Source organism: Janthinobacterium sp. (assembly GCF_009923995.1).
In the GTDB taxonomy this organism is placed as follows: Bacteria; Pseudomonadota; Gammaproteobacteria; order Burkholderiales; family Burkholderiaceae_D; genus Janthinobacterium.
In genome coordinates, this window is the sequence record NZ_RFSK01000010.1 from 44351 (window position 1) to 61703 (window position 17353).

Consider the following 17353-nt stretch of genomic DNA (forward strand, 5'->3'; position numbering starts at 1 on the left):
AGTCCTCCGCGCCCAGCGAATTTAAAATTTAAGCAACACACGATTTCGCCGCCCTGGGCCGCCGTTTTGCGCGCGCCGCCGGCAAGCGCAATGTGGATGGGGGCGCACATGGACAAGCACCATACTGCCAGAGACAGCCATCAGGCGTACATCTGGTTCCGCACGGCTGCCGAACAGGGCAATCCTTATGCCCAGTTCAATCTGGGGCTGATGTACAAGAAGGGCGAAGGCGTGGCGCACGACGATGCGCGGGCCTTCGTCTGGCTGCGCCTGGCGGCGCTGCAGGGGCTGGCCTTTGCGCAAAACCACCTGGGCGCCCTGTATTACCATGGCCGCGGCGTGGCGCAGAGCGACGAGGAGGCCGTGCTGTGGTTCCGCCGCGCGGCCGCGCAGGGCGATGCGTCGGCCCAGCAGAACCTGGGCCAGATGTACCGAAAGGGGCGCGGCGTGCTGCAAAGCGACGAGCTGGCGCTGGCCTGGTTCTACCGCGCCTCCGAGCAGGGCGTGGCCAGCGCGCAGTCGCTGCTGGGCGAAGCGTATGCGCAGGGGCTGGGGGCGAAGAAGAACGATGCGCTGGCCCTGGCCTGGTTCCGCAAGGCCGCCCTGCAGGGCGATGCGCAGGCGCAGCTGAATCTGGGCCTCGTCTACAAGCGGGGCCAGGGCGTGGCGCAAAGCGATACGCAGGCGCTGGCCTGGTTTCGCCAGGCGGCCGCCCAGGGCCTGGCCGTGGCGCAGCGGCAACTGGGCGTGGCGTACGCGGAAGGCCTGGGCGTGGCGCCCGACCAGCTGCGTGCCTACGCCTGGCTGCAGCGTGCGGCCGAGCAGGACGATGCCGATGCCCAGTTCAACCTGGGCGTGATGCTGGCGCGCGGCCAGGGCGTGGACAAGGACGAGGCGCGCGCCGTCGCCTGGTACCGCCGCGCCGCCCTGCAGGGCCACTGCATGGCGCAATACAACCTGGGCGGCATGTACGCGGGCGGGCGCGGCGTCGCCCGCGACCTGCGCCAGGCCCTCGACTGGTACGCCAGGGCGGCGGCCCAGGGGGCCTCGAATGCCCAGTTCAACCTGGGCGTGATGTATGCCAATGGCCATGGCGTGGCCCGCGACGAAGTGTGCGCCGTGCGCTGGTACCGCACGGCCGCCGAGCAGGGCGATGCCAGCGCGCAAAATAACCTGGGCGTCATGTATGCGAACGGCCATGGCGTGCCGCAGGACGATGGCCTGGCCGTGCACTGGTATGCGCGCGCCGCCGAGCAGGGCCATGCGCTGGCCCAGTACAACCTGGGCGGCATGTACAACGGCGGACGCGGCGTGGACAAGGACCCCGTGCGCGCCTACATGTGGCTGGCGCTGGCGGCCGACGGCGGCGATGGCACGGCGGCCGGCGCGCGGGAATCCACGGCCGGCAAGCTGGCGCCGGCACAATTGCGGGAGGCCCGGGAATTGACGCGGCAGTGGCGCCTGGCCCATGCGCAGGCCGTGCCGCCCGACCCGCCCCCGCCCGCCTGAGGCGCATGCGCCGTGACAGCGGACCGCATGCGATAATTGCCGCTCTGCATGCGGTTCGATCCCGCATGCGTTTTCAGGCGGCACAGCGAAAGGACGGCGATGGTAAGGCAGGCAGGCGACGATGCATCCGAACAAAAGGTCATAGACGACATCGCCACCTATGGCTGGCATTGCGTGCATATCGGCGGCGATGAAGAAGGGCCGGGCTACACCTTCACGATAGGCGCTTTCCACAGCTTCGGCTTGCCCGAATTCCTGATCATGGGCTTGCCGCAGGCGACGGCCCACCAGATCGTCGACCTGGCCCTCGATGCGGCGCGCAGCGGCGCCATTACGGATTTCACGCAGACGACGGGCGTCTTGCTCGACGGCCATCAATGCGCCTTCGTGCGCGTGCCCGAGGCCCGCTACCGCGACTGGGCCGGCTATGCGCGCTGGTTTTACCAGGGCAATGACTTCACCTTGTACCAGATCGTCTGGCCGTCGCGCGACGGCCATTTCCCCTGGGATGCGGCAGCCGCCAAGGCGTATGTCGCCAGCCAGCCGCTGCTGGGTCCCGCGCCACGGCCGGACTGAACCCGCCCGGGCGCCGGCGCCTGCTGCCAGCGCGCTCCTCAGTGGCGCGGCGAGTTTGCTGGCGCTTGACCCGTCCTAGGCATCCATGCGGGCCGCGCCCATGCCCTGGCGGCGGTCCAGGAACAGGCTGTTGCCGTGGATTTTCTTGGCCTGCTTCTTCGCTTCCGCCGCCCGCGTGGCGATCTGGTGGTGCGTGTAATACTGGTGCGCCTCGACCTTGATGACGCCCAGGGACAGGCTGATGAGCGAATAAAACACCTTTTTTCCTTGCCGGTCTTCGCTGATGTAGCCGCCCCGTTCGCAGTCCACCGTGCTGTAGCAGGCCAGGATGGCGGCCGCAAAATCGTCCAGCATGGCCTGGCAGCGCGCTTCCCAGTCCTCGCTCTGGAACAGGATCATGAAATCGTCGCCGCCGATGTGGCCGATGAAGTCGCGGTTCGGGTCGCAATGGCCGCTGAGGATTTCGCCCGTCAGCTGGATCACGTCGTCGCCCTTGCGGTAGCCGTACACGTCGTTGAAGGGCTTGAAGTGGTCGAGGTCGCAATAGCAGACCCAGAAGCGGCTGCCGCTGTGCAGCAGGCGGTCGATGTGTTCGTTGATGGGCACGTTGCCGGGCAGCTGCGTCAGCGGGTTCGCGTAGCGGGCCGCGTTGATCTGCATCTGCGTGATTTCGCGCATCAGGTCGTGGCCCGTGCCCATGCCCAGGTAACGGCCGTGCTCGGTGATGATGAAGCCGTTGAACAGGTGGTGGGCATCGGACTGCACCATGGTGTAGCTGAGCTCCTGCAAGCTCGTCTCGTGGTCGGCGATGAGGGGATTGGCATCCATGAACAAGCTGCAGGATTTCTTGCCGTACAGCTCGCGCTGGTAGGGGCGGGCGAAGTGGTCGATCATCTCGAAGCGGCTGATCAGGCCCAGCGGCACGCCGTCGTCGACGACGGGGATGATCATCAGCTTCGGTTCCTTCAGGAAAATGTCGTACACCTCGTTATTGTTCTTTTCCGGCGAGACGGCCGCCACCCGGTGCAGCAGCTTGCGGATGCTGGCACCGTTCTTTTCCAGGCTGCTGCGCTGCGGATACACGGCCACGCCATTGCGCCCCAACGCCTGTACCACCTCGGCCGGCAGGGCGCGCGCCGGCACCATATTCGGCCGCCCCAGGTGATAGCCCTGGCCAAAGGCCACGCCCAGGTCGCGCAGGACGAGCAGTTCCGTCTGCGCCTCGATGCCTTCGGCGATCACCAGGGTGCCCGATTTTTCCGCGATTTCCTGGATGGAACGCACGAATTGCAGTTTCACGGGGTCATGATTGATGCCCTGGATGAAATGCATGTCGATCTTCACGTATTCCGGCCGCAGTTCCGACCACAGGCGCAGGCTGGAAAAGCCTTCGCCCAGGTCATCGATGGCGATCTGGAAACCCATGTTGCGGTAATGCAGCACCGCTTCGCGCATCAGCTCGTAGTCGTAGGTGGGCTGGTTTTCCGTCAGCTCGATGATGACCCGGTCCGGATTGATGCCGATGTGTTCGATGTATTCCAGGGTTTCGCCATGGCGCGCATTGCGCAGCAACAAACATTCCGGGCTGACGTTGAGAAACAGCTTGCCCGGCAGCTGCAGTTCGGCAAAGCGTTCCAGCACCACCTGGCGGCACAGGTGTTCCACTTCCAGGGTCAGGTCATTCGCGCGCGCCACCTTGAACAGATTCATCGGCGCATGCAGGGGACTGTCCGATGGCCCCCGTATCAGGCCTTCGTAGCCGATGATCTCGCCGCTCTGCATGTGGATGATCGGTTGAAACAGGGCGCTCAGCTTGCGGCCCGCCAGGATCTCGTGCAAGGCATCCGTCCCTTCGATGCTCATGGGTGTTGAAGGCGGCTTCAGGTACGCCACATTCGATGGCGTCGCAGCGGCAGGCGCGGTGGTGGCGGCGGGGAAGGCGAGAGTAGGCATAGGGGAGTCTGGCGGCACGGCCTCTGGACGGGCCATGAACATGTTGCCGATAGTAAAGAAGATTTATGACGGCTTGATGAAACGTATTTGCTTTTGACAATATTTATTGCTGACCGTCAGTTTGCCGATTCTTGCCAAAAACGCGATTTATGACGGCGATACACGTGAAATCCCCAAACAAAAGACGGCAAATTCCCCCGATAACTGTGCTTTAAAAGTACCATTCCGCGCTATGATTTCTCTTGGCGAAAGTCAACATGGGCAGCCGCAGCGCTGAATCGGGCGGCCTGCTTTCTTCGACATCCAACAATGAGACAAACAACCCATGCAATTACGTAGTGCAACCCTCATATTCAGCCTGCTGGCCGCTTTCGGTGGCAATGCCATGGCACAATCCTGCCCGGCCGGCGACGGCACGCCAGTCACGTATCCGGTCAGCAAGAAAGTCGACCAGCAAGACAGCTATTTCGGCACCACCATCGCCGATCCTTACCGCTGGCTGGAAGATGCCAACAGCGCGGAAACGGGCGAGTGGGTCGTGGCGCAAAACAAGCTGACGCAATCGTACCTGGGCACCATTCCCGAGCGCGAAGCGATCAAGCAGCGCCTGACCAAGCTGTGGAACTATGAGCGTTTCTCTACGCCAAGCAAACAGGGTGGCCGCTATTTCTACAGCCGCAATGACGGCTTGCAGAACCAGGCCGTGCTGTACACGGTGAAAAAGCTGACGGACGAGCCGCGCCTGCTGCTGGACCCGAACACCCTGTCCACGGATGGCACGGTGGCGCTGGCCGGCACCTCGATCAGCCCGAACGGCAAGTACCTGGCGTATGCCACGGCCGCCTCCGGTTCCGACTGGAACGAGTGGAAGGTGCGCGACATCGAGACGGGCAAGGACTTGACGGACCACATCAAGTGGGCCAAGTTCTCGGGCGCCTCGTGGACCAAGGACAACAAGGGTTTCTTCTACAGCCGCTATGACGCGCCGAACGAGGCGACCAAGCTGGCCGACATCAATTACTTCCAGAAATTGTATTTCCACAAGATCGGCACGCCGCAAAGCGATGACGTGCTCGTCTTCGACCGTCCCGACCAGAAGGAATGGGCGTTCGGCGGCAGCGTCGTCAGCGACGATGGCAATTACCTGATCATCACGGCGTCGCAGGGCACGGAACGCAAGAACCGCGTCTTCTACAAGGACTTGCGCCAGAAGAACGCCAAGGTGGTGGGCTTGCTGGAAGCGTTCGACGCCTCGTATTCCTTCATCGATAATGACGGCCCCGTGTTCTTCTTCAAGACGGACAACAATGCGCCGAAGTCGCGCGTGATCGCCATCGACACGCGCAAGCCGCTGCCCGCCGACTGGAAGGAAATCGTGCCGCAAAGCGCGGAAACCCTCGTCGCCGTCAACCTGATCAACAACCAGCTGGTGCTCGATTACTTGAAAGATGCGCAAACGCAAATCAAGATCGTCGACCTGAACGGTAAACTGGTGCGTGAAGTGGCCTTGCCGGGCATCGGTTCGGCCGGCGGCTTCGCGGGCAAGCGTGGCGACACGGAAACGTTCTACTCCTTCACCAGCTTTACGACGCCAGCCACCGTCTACCGCTACGACATGAAGACGGGCAAGAGCACCGTGTATCGCCAGCCGAAGGTCGATTTCGACCCGAACGCCTTCGAGACGCGCCAGCAGTTCTTCACCAGCCGCGACGGCACCAAGGTGCCGATGTTCATCGTCTCGAAAAAAGGCATGAAGCTCGACGGCTCCAACCCCACCTATCTGTACGGCTATGGCGGCTTTAACATTTCCCTGACGCCAAGCTTCTCCGTGGCCAATCTTGCTTGGGTGGAAATGGGCGGCGTCTACGTGATGGCCAACCTGCGCGGCGGCGGCGAGTACGGCGAAGCGTGGCACCAGGCTGGCACCAAGCTGAACAAACAAAACGTCTTCGACGACTTCATCGGCGCAGCCGAGTGGCTGGTGGCGAACAAGGTCACCTCGCCATCGAAGCTGGCCATCGGCGGCGGCAGCAATGGCGGCCTGCTGGTGGGCGCGGCCATGACGCAGCGTCCCGACCTGTTCGCCGCGGCCATCCCGCAGGTGGGCGTGCTCGACATGTTGCGTTTCCACAAGTTCACCGTGGGCTGGGGCTGGGTGCCTGACTACGGTTCGTCGGACGATGCCGAACAGTTCAAGGCGCTGGTGAAATACTCGCCGCTGCACAACCTGAAGGCGGGCGGCTGCTATCCGGCCACCATGATCACGACGGCCGACCACGACGACCGCGTCGTGCCTGCCCACAGCTTCAAGTTCGCCGCTGCCGCCCAGGCAGCGCAAGGCGGCGCGGCGCCCGTGCTGATCCGCATCGACAGCAAGGCGGGCCATGGCGCCGGCAAGCCGACGACCAAGCAGATCGAGGAAGTGGCCGACCGCTGGGGCTTCCTCAGCCGTTCGCTGAAGATGACGCCGGCAGTGGCGGAGCCGGCCAAGGTGGCGGCGCAGTAATCCGTAGTTAAACCCCCAGGCAAAGACTGGGGTCGGACCCTCAGGGTCCGACCCCGGCCCTTGCTTTCGGGCAAATCCTCGCCAGCACCCCCTCCCCGAATACCGTCTGGAACGGCAGATCCTTGCGCTGCGCATAGCCGATATAGCAGTCGCACTTGAAGCGGGGGCAGGCGCGTTCCTGCAGCATGTCCGCCAGATCATCCTCATACAGATTCCCCAGCCGCTGCGGCACGAAATGGCAGCGCGCCAGTTCGCCGTCGCCATCGACGGACAGCGACGCCTCGCCCGCCAGGCACGGTTTGCCGCGCGAGGGCGACGGGCGGCGGTTCTGCGCGAACCACGGGTCGATGGCGTCCAGCCAGGCCAGGTCCTGTTCGCCGTAGTAGCCGGGACCGCGCCGGTCGTAGGCGTTCAGCCACAGGTAGACGTGGGCCGGCAGGGCGGCGCGCAGGGCGCGGATGGCGTCCCGGTGTTCGTTCATCGCCACGATGCCGACGGAGTAGCGCACGCCCATGGCGTCCAGGCGCGCACAGCGTTCGAGAAAGCGCGCCAGCGTCGTCTGGTCCGGGTGGTAGGTGCACCACAGGCCGATCTTTTCCAAACCAGCCATGCCATCCAGCCAGTTCAGGGGGCCGGACAGATTCGTCTGCAGCGCCACCTGGCGCACGTGCGGCAGGCGGGCCAGGGCCTGCATGGCCGCGCGGTAGTGGCGCCGCACCAGCGCTTCGCCCCAGGGCGTGAACAGCACGCCGATGTCCCGCTCCTGGGCCGCCACCCAGCCGGTAAAGCGCGCCACTTCGCGCGCATCGCGGGCCAGCGCCGCGCGGCTGTCGCGCTTCTTGGCGAAGGGGCAGTAGCCGCAGGCGTAGTTGCAGCTGGCCAGCGTGCCCCGGTACAGCAGGGACAAGGTGCCCGGCTGCGCTGTCAGCATGCCTGGCCCTCCTGCGCCATCAGCGCGCGTACCGTGCTCGATGCCAGCCACGGGCCGATGGTGTCGGCATACGAGTAACCACGGTCATTCAGGCGCAGCAGCGGGCCGTCTTCCTCCACCAGTGCCAGGGCGTGCAGCTCGGCCAGCTGCGGCAGATCCGCTTCGCAGCGCGTGCCGAAGCGGGCCGCGTAGGCGTCGCGGTCCAGGCCCGGCTGCGTCAGCAGCGACTGGATCACGTAGCGGCGGCGCTGTTCTTCCTCGTCCAGCACGTAGCCGTGTTCGGCCTGGGCGAAGCGTTCTTCGTCCAGTGTCAGGTAGTTGTCGATGATGCCGATGGTCTCTGCCCGCGCCACCGCGTACTCGCTCGAATAATGCAGGCTGGCCGTGTAGGAACGGGCGCCGGCGCCCAGGCCCACCATGCCGTCGTTCTGGCAGCAATACGACGGCCCGTCCTGTTCCGGCGCGTGGGGTGCGCGGAACATGCGCATCGAGACCTGTTCGTAGCCTTGGGCGCGCAAATGGTCGCGCGCGGCCGCGTACAGGGCCAGGCGGCTGTCGCCGTCCTGCGCCAGCATGATGGGAGCCAGCGACTGCGCGCCCTGGCGACGCGCCACTTTACCGAGTCCCGTCTGCTCGCGCACGTAGAGGGGATACAGATAGATTTCCTCGGGGCGGAAGGCCAGCGCGCTGTCGATGGAGGCGAGCAGGCTGGCCACGGTTTGCCCGGCGATGCCGTAGATCAGGTCCAGGTTCAGGGTGGGAAAGCCGGCCGCCCGTATCAGGCCGATGGCGTGATGGACGGTGGCGTTCTGCTGGGGGCGGGCCAGGGCGCGCATTTCGCCGGCGGCAAAGCTCTGGATGCCCAGGCTGACCCGGTCGATGCCATGCGCGCGGCAGACGGTCAGGCGCTCCGCCGTGATGGTTTCGGGCGACGCTTCGATGCCGGCCGGCGTGGTTTGCAGGTCGATGCCGAGGATGTCGCGCGCGCCGCACAGCAGGGTGTCGAGCTGCGCCGGCGACAGGTAGGTGGGCGTGCCGCCGCCCAGCGCGAAACGGGCAAAGCGCCGCTCGCCCAGCGCGCCGTTGAGTGCGCGCATCTGCAGCAGCACCTGCCGCACGTAGCGTTCGACCATGTCGGCGCCCGGGCGGGCCATGGCGAACAGGTTGCAAAAGCCGCAGCGCATTTCGCAGAATGGAATGTGGATGTAGGCGAAGAGGGCGGAGCGGTCCTGCCGCGCCCACAGGGGCGCCAGCGGCGCCGCCTGCGGCAGGGCGCGGTAGGCCGCCTTGTGCGGGTAGGAATACGAATAGGCCTGGTAGGGCGTGTGGCGCATGCGCTGCGCCAGGGTGCCAGCTTGTTCGGAAGGGTTCACGATGGGGACTCCTGGGGTGGCTGTTTTGAGGCGGCCGTATCGGGTTCTATGAAAAAATGCGCGTAGGGCACGCTCCACACGCTGTCGTGGGCGATGCGGTGGCCCCGGTAGCCGTCTTCGCCATAGGCGCTGCCGTGGTCCGAGCAGACGATGGCAAAGGTGGGCGCGCGCGCGGCGCAGGCGGCAAACAGGGGCGCCAGCGCGCCATCCACGTAGCGCAGGGCCGCCGCGTGGCTGTCCAGGCAATCGGCGCGGCAGCCGGGCAGGTAGGCGCGGTTCGGCGCGTGCAGGGCGGCCACGTTGAGGAATAAGAAGGTGCGCTGGGCGTTTTCGGCCAGCAGTTGCATCGCCAGCGCCACCTGCTTCTGCGTCGAATGGCGGCTGGCCACGCCCATGCCCGCGCTCCAGTGGCTTTCCTGGAACAGCGACGGCAGCACGGAGCCCAGCGCCGTCTGCTTGTTGAAGAAGCCCACGCCGCCGATGCAGATGGTGCGGTAGCCGCGCGCGGCCAGCGCGGCGGGCAGGTCCGCTTCTTCGAAGGCAAACGTGTCGGGCGACGTCGTTTCGCTGCCCGCAAACGCGCTGGCGAACAGGCGCGGATGGCGGCCCGGCGCGGCCGGCGTGGGCAAAAAGCCGGCAAAGAAGGCCTGGTGCGCCGCATAGGTGAAGGTGGCGGGCGAGTGGCGCCGCTCCCAGCCGCCCGGTGGCAGCAGGCGCCCCAGCACGGGCAATTCTCCCGCCGCGTACAGGGCTTGCGCCACGTCAAAGCGCAGGGTGTCGAGCGTGATGAAGACGATGTCGTGGCTGCCGACGATGGCGCGCATGTCGGGGATGGCGGAGGTTAGTTCAGGCATGGTGAGGGAAGCGGGCCAGTTGCGCCGCGTAGGTGTCGGCGCCTTGCCACAGTAAGCCGGGCAGCAGGTCGCCGAAGGTGTTCGCCTCCAGCACGCGGGCCTGGCCGTGGCGCACGACGAGGTCGTAGCCCGTCACGTGGCTGGCCGGGAAGGCGCGCGCGGCCAGGGCCGCCGTGTCTTCCAGTGCCCGCATGCCGGCGCCGTCCAGCAGGCCGGATGCATCGCCGCGGCGGTTGTCGAGGTGCAGATTGGTCATCATGCGGTCGCCGATGCGCGCCACGCGGTGCGCGGGCTGGCCGGCCACGGTCACGACGCGCAGGTCGTAGTGGCTGTCGCCGCAGCGCGGCTTGTTCAGCCATGCTTCCGCGTACAGCTGCTGCGCGGCCAGCGCGTCGACGAGGGCGGCGATGTCGTGCCGCGTTTCGTAGCGGGCCATGCGCTTGACGTTGAACAAATGCGTCTGGCCGTGCGCCCGCGACAGGGAGGCCGAGGTGGTGGCTTGCTGCCGCCCGGCCTTGTTCCTGCGGTAGGCGACGACGCCGGAAGCGGACGAGCCATAGCGCGGTTTCAGATAGACGCGGTCGAGGCCATGTTCATGCAGCAGCGACTGCAGGTGGTCGTAGTTCTCCACTGCTCCCAGCAGCAAGGGCACGGGCACGCCGTGCGCGGCCAGGTGGCGCTGGCAGGCCAGCTTGTCCGTCATGAGGGTGATCTCGGCCGGGGCATTGAAGACGCGGGCCTGCGGCAGCCGGGCCAGTTGCGCCGCCAGGTCCTGCATGGCATGGGAAAAGCCCGCAAACCAGGCATCCATGGCCAGCAGCTGGCCGTGCGCGGGGGCGGCGACGGGCGGGCGGTCCAGCAGGCGGCAGCCCGCCCGCAGCAACCGCAGGTGGGCGGCGGGATCGTCGCCGGGCGGCTCGACCTTCAGCCGGCCCGGCTGCGCCAGCGCGGCACCGAGCAAGTCCGGCCGCGCCAGCCAGTCGCGCCATTCCAGCACCTGCGCGGGCGGCAGGCGCAGCTGCGCGCGCGCCGCCTGCATCAGGCGCACGCGCTTGCTGCCGGCGGTGGCCAGCAGGGTGAGGGGGAGGTGCAAAGGGCGCCGCTCCGCCTATTCGCCCACGGCCACGTAGCGGAAGGTGTCGCCGTCGTCTTCGTCCTCTTCCTGCGGGTCGTCCAGCACCACCTCGAAAGGCAGGGCCTTCAGCTTTGCCTGGTTTTCCTCCGAAATGTAGTGGTGCGACAGGTCCAGGCGCGTCAAGCCGCCCAGCTGCGTGTGATGGAGCACGGCCACGGAGCCCAGGTCGCCGATGGTGCCCAGCGACAGGTCCAGGGTGTGCAGCTGCGCCGCCAGCGGTTCTTCCGCCAGCCAGACGGCCAGGTCGTCGGCGATTTCCGCGTCGCGCAGGCCCAGATACTTCAGGGTGGGCACGGTCAGCTGCGCCAGCACCTTGCGGTACAGGTCCACGTCGCCCGAGAAGCCATAGTTTTCCGTGCCCAGCCACAGTTCCAGGTGTTCCAGCTGCGGCATGCTCGATTGCGCCAGCGCCTCGGCGATTTTCTGGTCGAGGCCGCCCGATTCGATGGTCAGCTTGCGCAGGTGCTGGTGGGCGAACGGTTCGATGACGAGCTCATTGCCGCCGCGGATGCGCAATTCCTCCAGCAGCGGGAAGGCGTCCAGCAGGGGCTTGTAGCTGCCCTGCACGATCCACGAGATTTCGCATTCCTCGTACGTCATGTCGCCGATGAACAGGGCGCGCAGATTGGGCAGCTGCGGGGCCTGGGCGATCAGTGCGGCCATCACCTCGTCGGCGCCCGCTTCGTACGGGTCGCCCCACATGCCGATGATCAGCGCCTCGAGCGTGGCCTTGTCGGCCCGCTCGAGGAAGCCGGCGATCAGTTCGCCCATCTTGCGCGTGTCGTCGTAGTCGAGCGACAAGCGGTAGACGATGCCGGGCGCCGCGTCGAACGGCAGGTCCGGGTCGTACTGCACGACTTTTTTATGGTGGAAGGTGGTGGTGCTATCGGAAATGGTCATCGCTGTGGCTCCGTGTAAGCGTTGGCAGCCTGGATGCCACGCGCGTGACAGCGTGACTGGACGAGCCGGGATGTGCCGCGACGCTCTGCGAAGACATCCAGGCCTGGAAATCTTGTCTATTCTAAAATCTTAGCATAGCCATATGGACATATTGCGCACTGCTGGAGCGCACTTACCGGTGGATCACCACCAGCAGCGCCTTGCCCTCCGTCTTGCCCAGATTGCGTATCGTGTGCGGCAAGTCGGCCGGATAGCGCGCCGTGCCGCCATTCTTGACCTTTTTCTTCGCCGCGCCCACTTCCAGCTCCAGGTTGCCGTGGATCACCGTCAAATGCTCGGTCGTGCCCGGGTCATGCGGCTGCGACGCCAGTTCGCCGCCCGGCGCCAGCGTCACTTCATACCATTCGTACTTGCCCGCCAGTTCCATCGGCCCCAGGATGCGCAGCACGTAGCCCGCGTGGTCGCCGGGCAGGGTGGGGGTTTCGTGGGCGTCCGTGACGCGGATGGTTTCCACGGCTTTTTCCGCGCTGGACAGCAATTCGCCGATCTGCACGCCCAGGGCATTGGCCAGGCGCCACGTGATGGCGATGGTGGGATTGGCCTTTTCGCGCTCGATCTGCGACAGCATGGACTTCGACACGCCCGCGATGCGCGACAAATCCTCCAGTGTCAGGCCGCGCGCCAGGCGCAGCCGTTGCAGGGTGGCACCCACTTCTGGGGGGGAATTGGTCGAAACGCTGGTTTTCATCGGCAGGTGGCTTGCAAAGTTCAATAGGCTTGGGTAATATCCACTATATTGAATTTCAGTTCGAAATAGTGGATTTTGAAGGAAAACACGGAAACGTGTAGACTTCAAACAGCGCTTCACGGTACAGCATTGTGCGCGCACCGGTCAAGCGGCGGCTTTCCCCTATGGCGGCTGAGACCACACGGACACCACACGCATCCATCAGGGACACAAGGAATATCATGAGCGAGCAAGCGAAGAACACCTTTTTCAGCGGTCTGCAACAGAATCTCGATCAACTGCGCCAGCAGGGCTTGTACAAGCCCGAGCGCGTGATCGCCTCGCGCCAGGGCGCCGAAGTGGTGTGCGACGATGGCCGTACCCTGATCAATATGTGTGCGAACAACTACCTGGGCCTGTCTGGCGACGTGCAGACGCAGGAAGCGTCTATTGCCGCCACGCAAAAATACGGCTACGGCCTGTCGTCCGTGCGCTTCATCTGCGGCACGCAGACCGTGCATAAAGAACTGGAACAAGCCATTTCCAGCTTCCTGGGCACGGAAGACACGATTTTGTACGCGGCCGCATTCGACGCCAACGGCGGCGTGTTCGAGCCCCTGTTCGATGAAAACGACGCCATCATCTCGGACGCGCTGAACCACGCATCCATCATCGACGGCATCCGTCTGTGCAAGGCTGGCCGCTACCGCTATGCGCACAACGACATGGCCGACCTGGAAGTGCAGCTGCAGGCGGCCGTCGTGGCCGGCAAGCGCCATAAAGTCATCGTCACGGACGGCGTCTTCTCGATGGATGGCACGATTGCGCAGCTGGACAAGATCTGCGACCTGGCCGACCAGTACGGCGCGCTGGTGATGATCGACGAATGCCACGCTTCCGGCTTCATGGGCGCGACGGGCCGCGGCACGCACGAACACCACAACGTGATGGGCCGCATCGACATCATCACGGGCACCCTGGGCAAGGCCCTGGGCGGCGCCATGGGCGGCTTTACCTCGGCGCGCAAGGAAGTCATCGACACCCTGCGCCAGAAATCGCGCCCCTATCTGTTCTCGAACACCCTGGCGCCATCGATCGCCGGCGCCTCGCTGTCGGTGCTGGAACGCCTGGCCAAGTCGACGGAACTGCGCGACCGCCTGCATGAAAACACGGCTTTCTTCCGCAGCGAAATCGAGCGCATCGGCTTCACTATCAAGCCGGGTACCCATCCCGTCGTCCCCGTGATGCTGTTCGACGCCCCCGTGGCGCAGAAATTCGCCGCCCGCCTGTATGAACTGGGCGTGCTGGTGACGGGCTTCTTCTATCCCGTCGTGCCGATGGGTCAGGCCCGGGTGCGCGTGCAGCTGTCGGCCGCCCACACCCGCGAACAGCTGGTCAAGGTGCTGGCCGCCTTCGAGCAGGCCGGCAAGGAACTCGGCTTGCTGACCACCACTACCACTACCAACTAACAAGAATTCAGGAAAATAGCATGGAACGCATCTTAGTCATCGGCGCAAACGGCCAAATCGGTAGTGAACTGGTGGGCGCGCTGGCGCAGCAGCACGGCGCGGACAACGTCATCGCCAGCGACATCGGCACGAACAATCTGTACCAGGCCAAGCGCTACGCGCAGTTGAACGTGCTGGACAAGGACGGCCTGGCGAAGCTCATCGCCGACGAGAACATCACCCAGGTCTACCAGCTGGCGGCCATGCTGTCGGCCACGGGCGAGGCGGCGCCGTTGAAGGCGTGGAGCCTGAACATGGATGGCTTGCTCAATATCCTGGAGCTGGCGCGCGAGCGGGGCGAGGCGGGCAAGCCGCTGCGCATCTTCTGGCCGTCGTCGATCGCCGCCTTCGGCCCGAACACGCCGCAGGTCAACACGCCGCAAATGACGGTGATGGACCCGACGTCGATGTACGGCATCAGCAAGCTGGCCGGCGAGCGCCTGTGCGAGTACTACTTCAACAAGTACGGCGTGGACGTGCGCAGCATCCGCTATCCGGGCATCATCAGCTACAAATCGCCTCCGGGCGGCGGCACCACGGACTACGCCATCGCCATCTTCCACGCGGCCTTGCGCGGCGAGCGTTATGACTGCTTCCTCGATGCGAACACCACCTTGCCGATGATTTACATGCCCGACGCCATCCGCGCCACCATCGAACTGATGGACGCGCCGGCGGCATCGATCAAGATCCGTTCCTCGTACAACGTGGCCGGCGTGTCTTTCAACCCCGAGCAACTGGCCAAGGCCATCGTGCACATGGTGCCGGACTTCAAGATCAGCTACAAGCCGGACAGCCGCCAGGCCATTGCCGACAGCTGGCCGCAAAGCCTGGACGACAGCAAGGCCAGCGCCGACTGGGGCTGGAAGGCGCAGATCGGCGTCGAGCAGATGGTCACGGACATGCTGGCCAATGTCGACGCAGGGCAGGCGGCCAAGGCAGCCTGAGCACGCACGAGCATTTATAAAAACATACTAATATAAAGAGACACTACATGGATATGAGCGTATTTGACCTGTTCAAGATCGGCATCGGGCCGTCGAGTTCCCACACGGTGGGGCCGATGGTGGCGGCGCGGCGTTTCCTGGTCGAATACGGTCCGCTGGACCAGGTAGTGGGCGTCGAGGCGGCGCTGTATGGCTCGCTGGCGCTGACGGGCGTGGGCCATGCCACGGACAAGGCCGTCATTCTGGGCCTGATGGGCGAAACCCCGCAGCACGTGGCGCCCGATGCCGTCGACAGCATGCTGGCCGCCATCGAGGCGGCCGGCGAGATCGCGCTGCTGGGCACCCACGTGGTACCGTTCACGGCCGCCACGGGCTTGATCTGGCACAAGAGCGAATCGCTGCCCGAGCACCCGAACGGCATGCTGTTTACCTTGAAACTGGCGGACGGCAGCCGCGTCGACAAGGTGTATTACTCCATCGGCGGCGGTTTCATCCGCGAGGCAGGCGAAGCCCAGGCCGAGGCGGCCGTGGAATCGGCCGCTGCTGCCCGCGTCGTCTTCCCTTTCGATACCATGGAGCAACTGCTGGCGCATGGCGTGGAAAGCGGCCTGTCGATCCCGGAAATGCTGCGCGCCAACGAATGCGTCAAGCGCAGCGATGCGGAACTCAATGAAGGCCTGGACCGCATCTGGCACGTCATGCGCGACTGCATCGCGCACGGCCTGGAAACGACGGGCAACCTGCCGGGCGGCCTGAACGTCAAGCGCCGCGCCGCGAAACTGTGGCGTTTGGCGCAGGAAGCGAAGGCGTCCGACAACCGCGCCAACGACTTGCCGCACGATGCCGTGCACCTGGTCAGCCTGTACGCGATGGCCGTCAACGAGGAAAACGCGGCCGGCGGCAGGGTCGTGACGGCGCCGACGAATGGCGCCGCCGGCATCATCCCGGCCGTGCTGCGCTACTACGCGCAGGATTGCCGCCCCAGCGACCCCGTGGGCGGCGTGCGCCGCTTCATGCTGACGGCGGCCGCCATCGGCATGTTGTGCAAACGCAATGCCTCCATCTCGGGCGCCGAAGTGGGTTGCCAGGGCGAAGTGGGCGTGGCCTGCGCCATGGCGGCGGCCGGCCTGGTGGCGGCCCTGGGCGGCACGAACGAACAGATCGAGAACGCGGCCGAAATCGGCATCGAGCACCACCTGGGCATGACCTGCGACCCCATCGGCGGTCTCGTGCAGATCCCCTGCATCGAGCGCAACGGCATGGGCGCCGTGAAGGCGATCACGGCCGCCTCGCTGGCGCTCAAGGGCGACGGCACGCACTTCGTCAGCCTCGACGAAGTCATCGAAACCATGCGCCAGACGGGCGCGGACATGCAGGACAAGTACAAGGAAACGTCCCTGGGCGGGCTGGCCGTGCACGTAATTACCGTCAACCACGCCGCCTGCTGAGGGCCGGGGTCAGACCCGCCGGGTCTGACCCCAGATTTCCGCTGCGTCTATGACAACCTCACTCCTCCTCGAACAACTGCTCCAGCCTTCTCGGATAGTGATTCAGGAAATCGCGCGTCACGGCGTAGTGTTCCGTGTCTTCATACGCCACTTCGTGGATGCCGCCGCCCGTAAACATCAAAATCTTCGCGTTCGGGTAAGCCAGCAGGATGGGCGAGTGGGTGGCGATGATCAGCTGCGAGTCGTCCTGCACCAGCTGGTGGATCACGGACAGGGCGGCCAGCTGGCGGCTGGGCGACAGGGCCGCCTCCGGCTCGTCCAGCAGATACAGGCCCTTGCCCCGCAGCTTGTTGATCAGGGTCGCCATGAACGCTTCGCCGTGCGATTGCGCGTGCAGCGACTTGCCGCCGTAGCCGGCCAGGTATTCGGGCATGCCGTCCATGTAGGTGGCAACGTTGAAAAAGCTTTCCGCGCGCAGGAAATAGCTGTCCTCGGGTTTTTTATAGCTCTTGCTCAGGCGCAAATGCGCATGCAGGCCTGATTCCTTGTCCGAGGGCAGGGCGATGCGCACGTTGCGCGTGCCGCCATCCTTGCCGAAGCCCAGCGCCACGGCCAGCGCTTCGAGCATGGTCGACTTGCCGCTGCCATTTTCGCCCACGAAAAACGTCACGTCGCGGTGGAAGTCCACGTGCACGAAGTCGCGGATGGCGGGGATGGTGAAGGGATAGCGGTCCAGGTCGACGACGGCATCGGGGCGCAGGGCGGCGCTTTGCAAATACGGTTTTTTACTCAGCGACATGGCCGGTTCCATGAATGGCCTCAATTCGGCCGACAAGCGCCAGTGTGGCGCAAATCCGGCGCGCACGCCAGCATGCGGGCGCATCTTTATGCGCAGCGTTGATCTCGGCCTGAAAAATTTCCAAAGTGCAATGCTTTTGCCGTGATTCCCGCAATGCCGGACGCTGCTGTTTGACAACAGGTGCGGC

General features: G+C 65.1%; 14 protein-coding genes. 6 read left to right on the forward strand and 8 right to left on the reverse strand.

Annotated features, from left to right (window positions below):
- Window positions 1-108 precede the first annotated feature (108 nt).
- Window positions 109-1509, forward strand: coding sequence for an SEL1-like repeat protein (locus EBS11_RS07490; RefSeq protein ID WP_290601733.1), 1401 nt, complete (start codon window positions 109-111; stop codon window positions 1507-1509).
- Window positions 1510-1608: 99 nt separating this feature from the next.
- Window positions 1609-2085 carry a DUF4262 domain-containing protein gene (locus tag EBS11_RS07495; RefSeq protein WP_290601735.1) on the forward strand — a complete coding sequence of 159 codons (477 nt, stop codon included), beginning with the start codon at window positions 1609-1611 and terminating at the stop codon, window positions 2083-2085.
- A gap of 75 nt (window positions 2086-2160) precedes the next feature.
- Here EBS11_RS07495 and EBS11_RS07500 read toward each other — a convergent pair whose 3' ends face one another.
- Window positions 2161-3948 carry a GGDEF domain-containing protein gene (locus EBS11_RS07500; RefSeq protein WP_290601833.1) on the reverse strand — a complete coding sequence of 596 codons (1788 nt, stop codon included), beginning with the start codon at window positions 3946-3948 and terminating at the stop codon, window positions 2161-2163.
- A gap of 415 nt (window positions 3949-4363) precedes the next feature.
- Between EBS11_RS07500 and EBS11_RS07505 the strand changes: the two genes are divergently transcribed.
- Complete coding sequence (locus EBS11_RS07505; protein ID WP_290601736.1) at window positions 4364-6544, forward strand: prolyl oligopeptidase family serine peptidase; 2181 nt, start codon at window positions 4364-4366, stop codon at window positions 6542-6544.
- 40 nt (window positions 6545-6584) lie between these two features.
- Here EBS11_RS07505 and EBS11_RS07510 read toward each other — a convergent pair whose 3' ends face one another.
- The 6 genes from EBS11_RS07510 to EBS11_RS07535 all read right to left on the reverse strand — a co-directional run bounded on the left by EBS11_RS07510 (window position 6585) and on the right by EBS11_RS07535 (window position 12485).
- Window positions 6585-7475, reverse strand: a complete 891-nt coding sequence (locus EBS11_RS07510) for an STM4011 family radical SAM protein (protein WP_290601737.1) — start codon at window positions 7473-7475, stop codon at window positions 6585-6587.
- Window positions 7469-8848, reverse strand: a complete 1380-nt coding sequence (locus EBS11_RS07515; protein ID WP_290601739.1) for an STM4012 family radical SAM protein — start codon at window positions 8846-8848, stop codon at window positions 7469-7471. The genes EBS11_RS07510 and EBS11_RS07515 overlap by 7 nt, the downstream gene beginning before the upstream one ends.
- A complete protein-coding gene (locus EBS11_RS07520) occupies window positions 8845-9702 on the reverse strand; it encodes an STM4013/SEN3800 family hydrolase (protein ID WP_290601741.1) in 858 nt (285 codons plus the stop codon). The genes EBS11_RS07515 and EBS11_RS07520 overlap by 4 nt, the downstream gene beginning before the upstream one ends.
- Window positions 9695-10795: an STM4014 family protein gene (locus EBS11_RS07525; protein ID WP_290601742.1), complete on the reverse strand. Its 1101-nt coding sequence runs from the start codon at window positions 10793-10795 to the stop codon at window positions 9695-9697. Before EBS11_RS07525 ends, EBS11_RS07520 begins: the two co-directional genes overlap by 8 nt.
- Before the next feature lie 15 nt (window positions 10796-10810).
- On the reverse strand, window positions 10811-11737 hold the full coding sequence (locus tag EBS11_RS07530) for an STM4015 family protein (protein ID WP_290601743.1): 927 nt from the start codon (window positions 11735-11737) through the stop codon (window positions 10811-10813).
- Between the two features lie 172 nt (window positions 11738-11909).
- On the reverse strand, window positions 11910-12485 hold the full coding sequence (locus tag EBS11_RS07535; RefSeq protein ID WP_152282974.1) for an XRE family transcriptional regulator: 576 nt from the start codon (window positions 12483-12485) through the stop codon (window positions 11910-11912).
- 221 nt (window positions 12486-12706) lie between these two features.
- Between EBS11_RS07535 and kbl the strand changes: the two genes are divergently transcribed.
- The 3 genes from kbl to EBS11_RS07550 are packed head-to-tail and all read left to right on the forward strand — an operon-like array spanning window position 12707 to window position 16367.
- Entirely contained in the window at window positions 12707-13933 is a 1227-nt protein-coding gene (kbl, locus tag EBS11_RS07540; protein ID WP_290601744.1) for a glycine C-acetyltransferase, read from the forward strand.
- Window positions 13934-13953: 20 nt separating this feature from the next.
- Window positions 13954-14919, forward strand: coding sequence for an NAD-dependent epimerase/dehydratase family protein (locus EBS11_RS07545; protein WP_290601745.1), 966 nt, complete (start codon window positions 13954-13956; stop codon window positions 14917-14919).
- Window positions 14920-14966: 47 nt separating this feature from the next.
- Complete coding sequence (locus EBS11_RS07550) at window positions 14967-16367, forward strand: L-serine ammonia-lyase (RefSeq protein ID WP_290601747.1); 1401 nt, start codon at window positions 14967-14969, stop codon at window positions 16365-16367.
- Between the two features lie 58 nt (window positions 16368-16425).
- Here the strand turns inward: EBS11_RS07550 and EBS11_RS07555 are convergent, their stop codons facing one another.
- Window positions 16426-17166 carry an AAA family ATPase gene (locus EBS11_RS07555; protein ID WP_290601749.1) on the reverse strand — a complete coding sequence of 247 codons (741 nt, stop codon included), beginning with the start codon at window positions 17164-17166 and terminating at the stop codon, window positions 16426-16428.
- Between the last annotated feature and the right edge of the window lie 187 nt (window positions 17167-17353).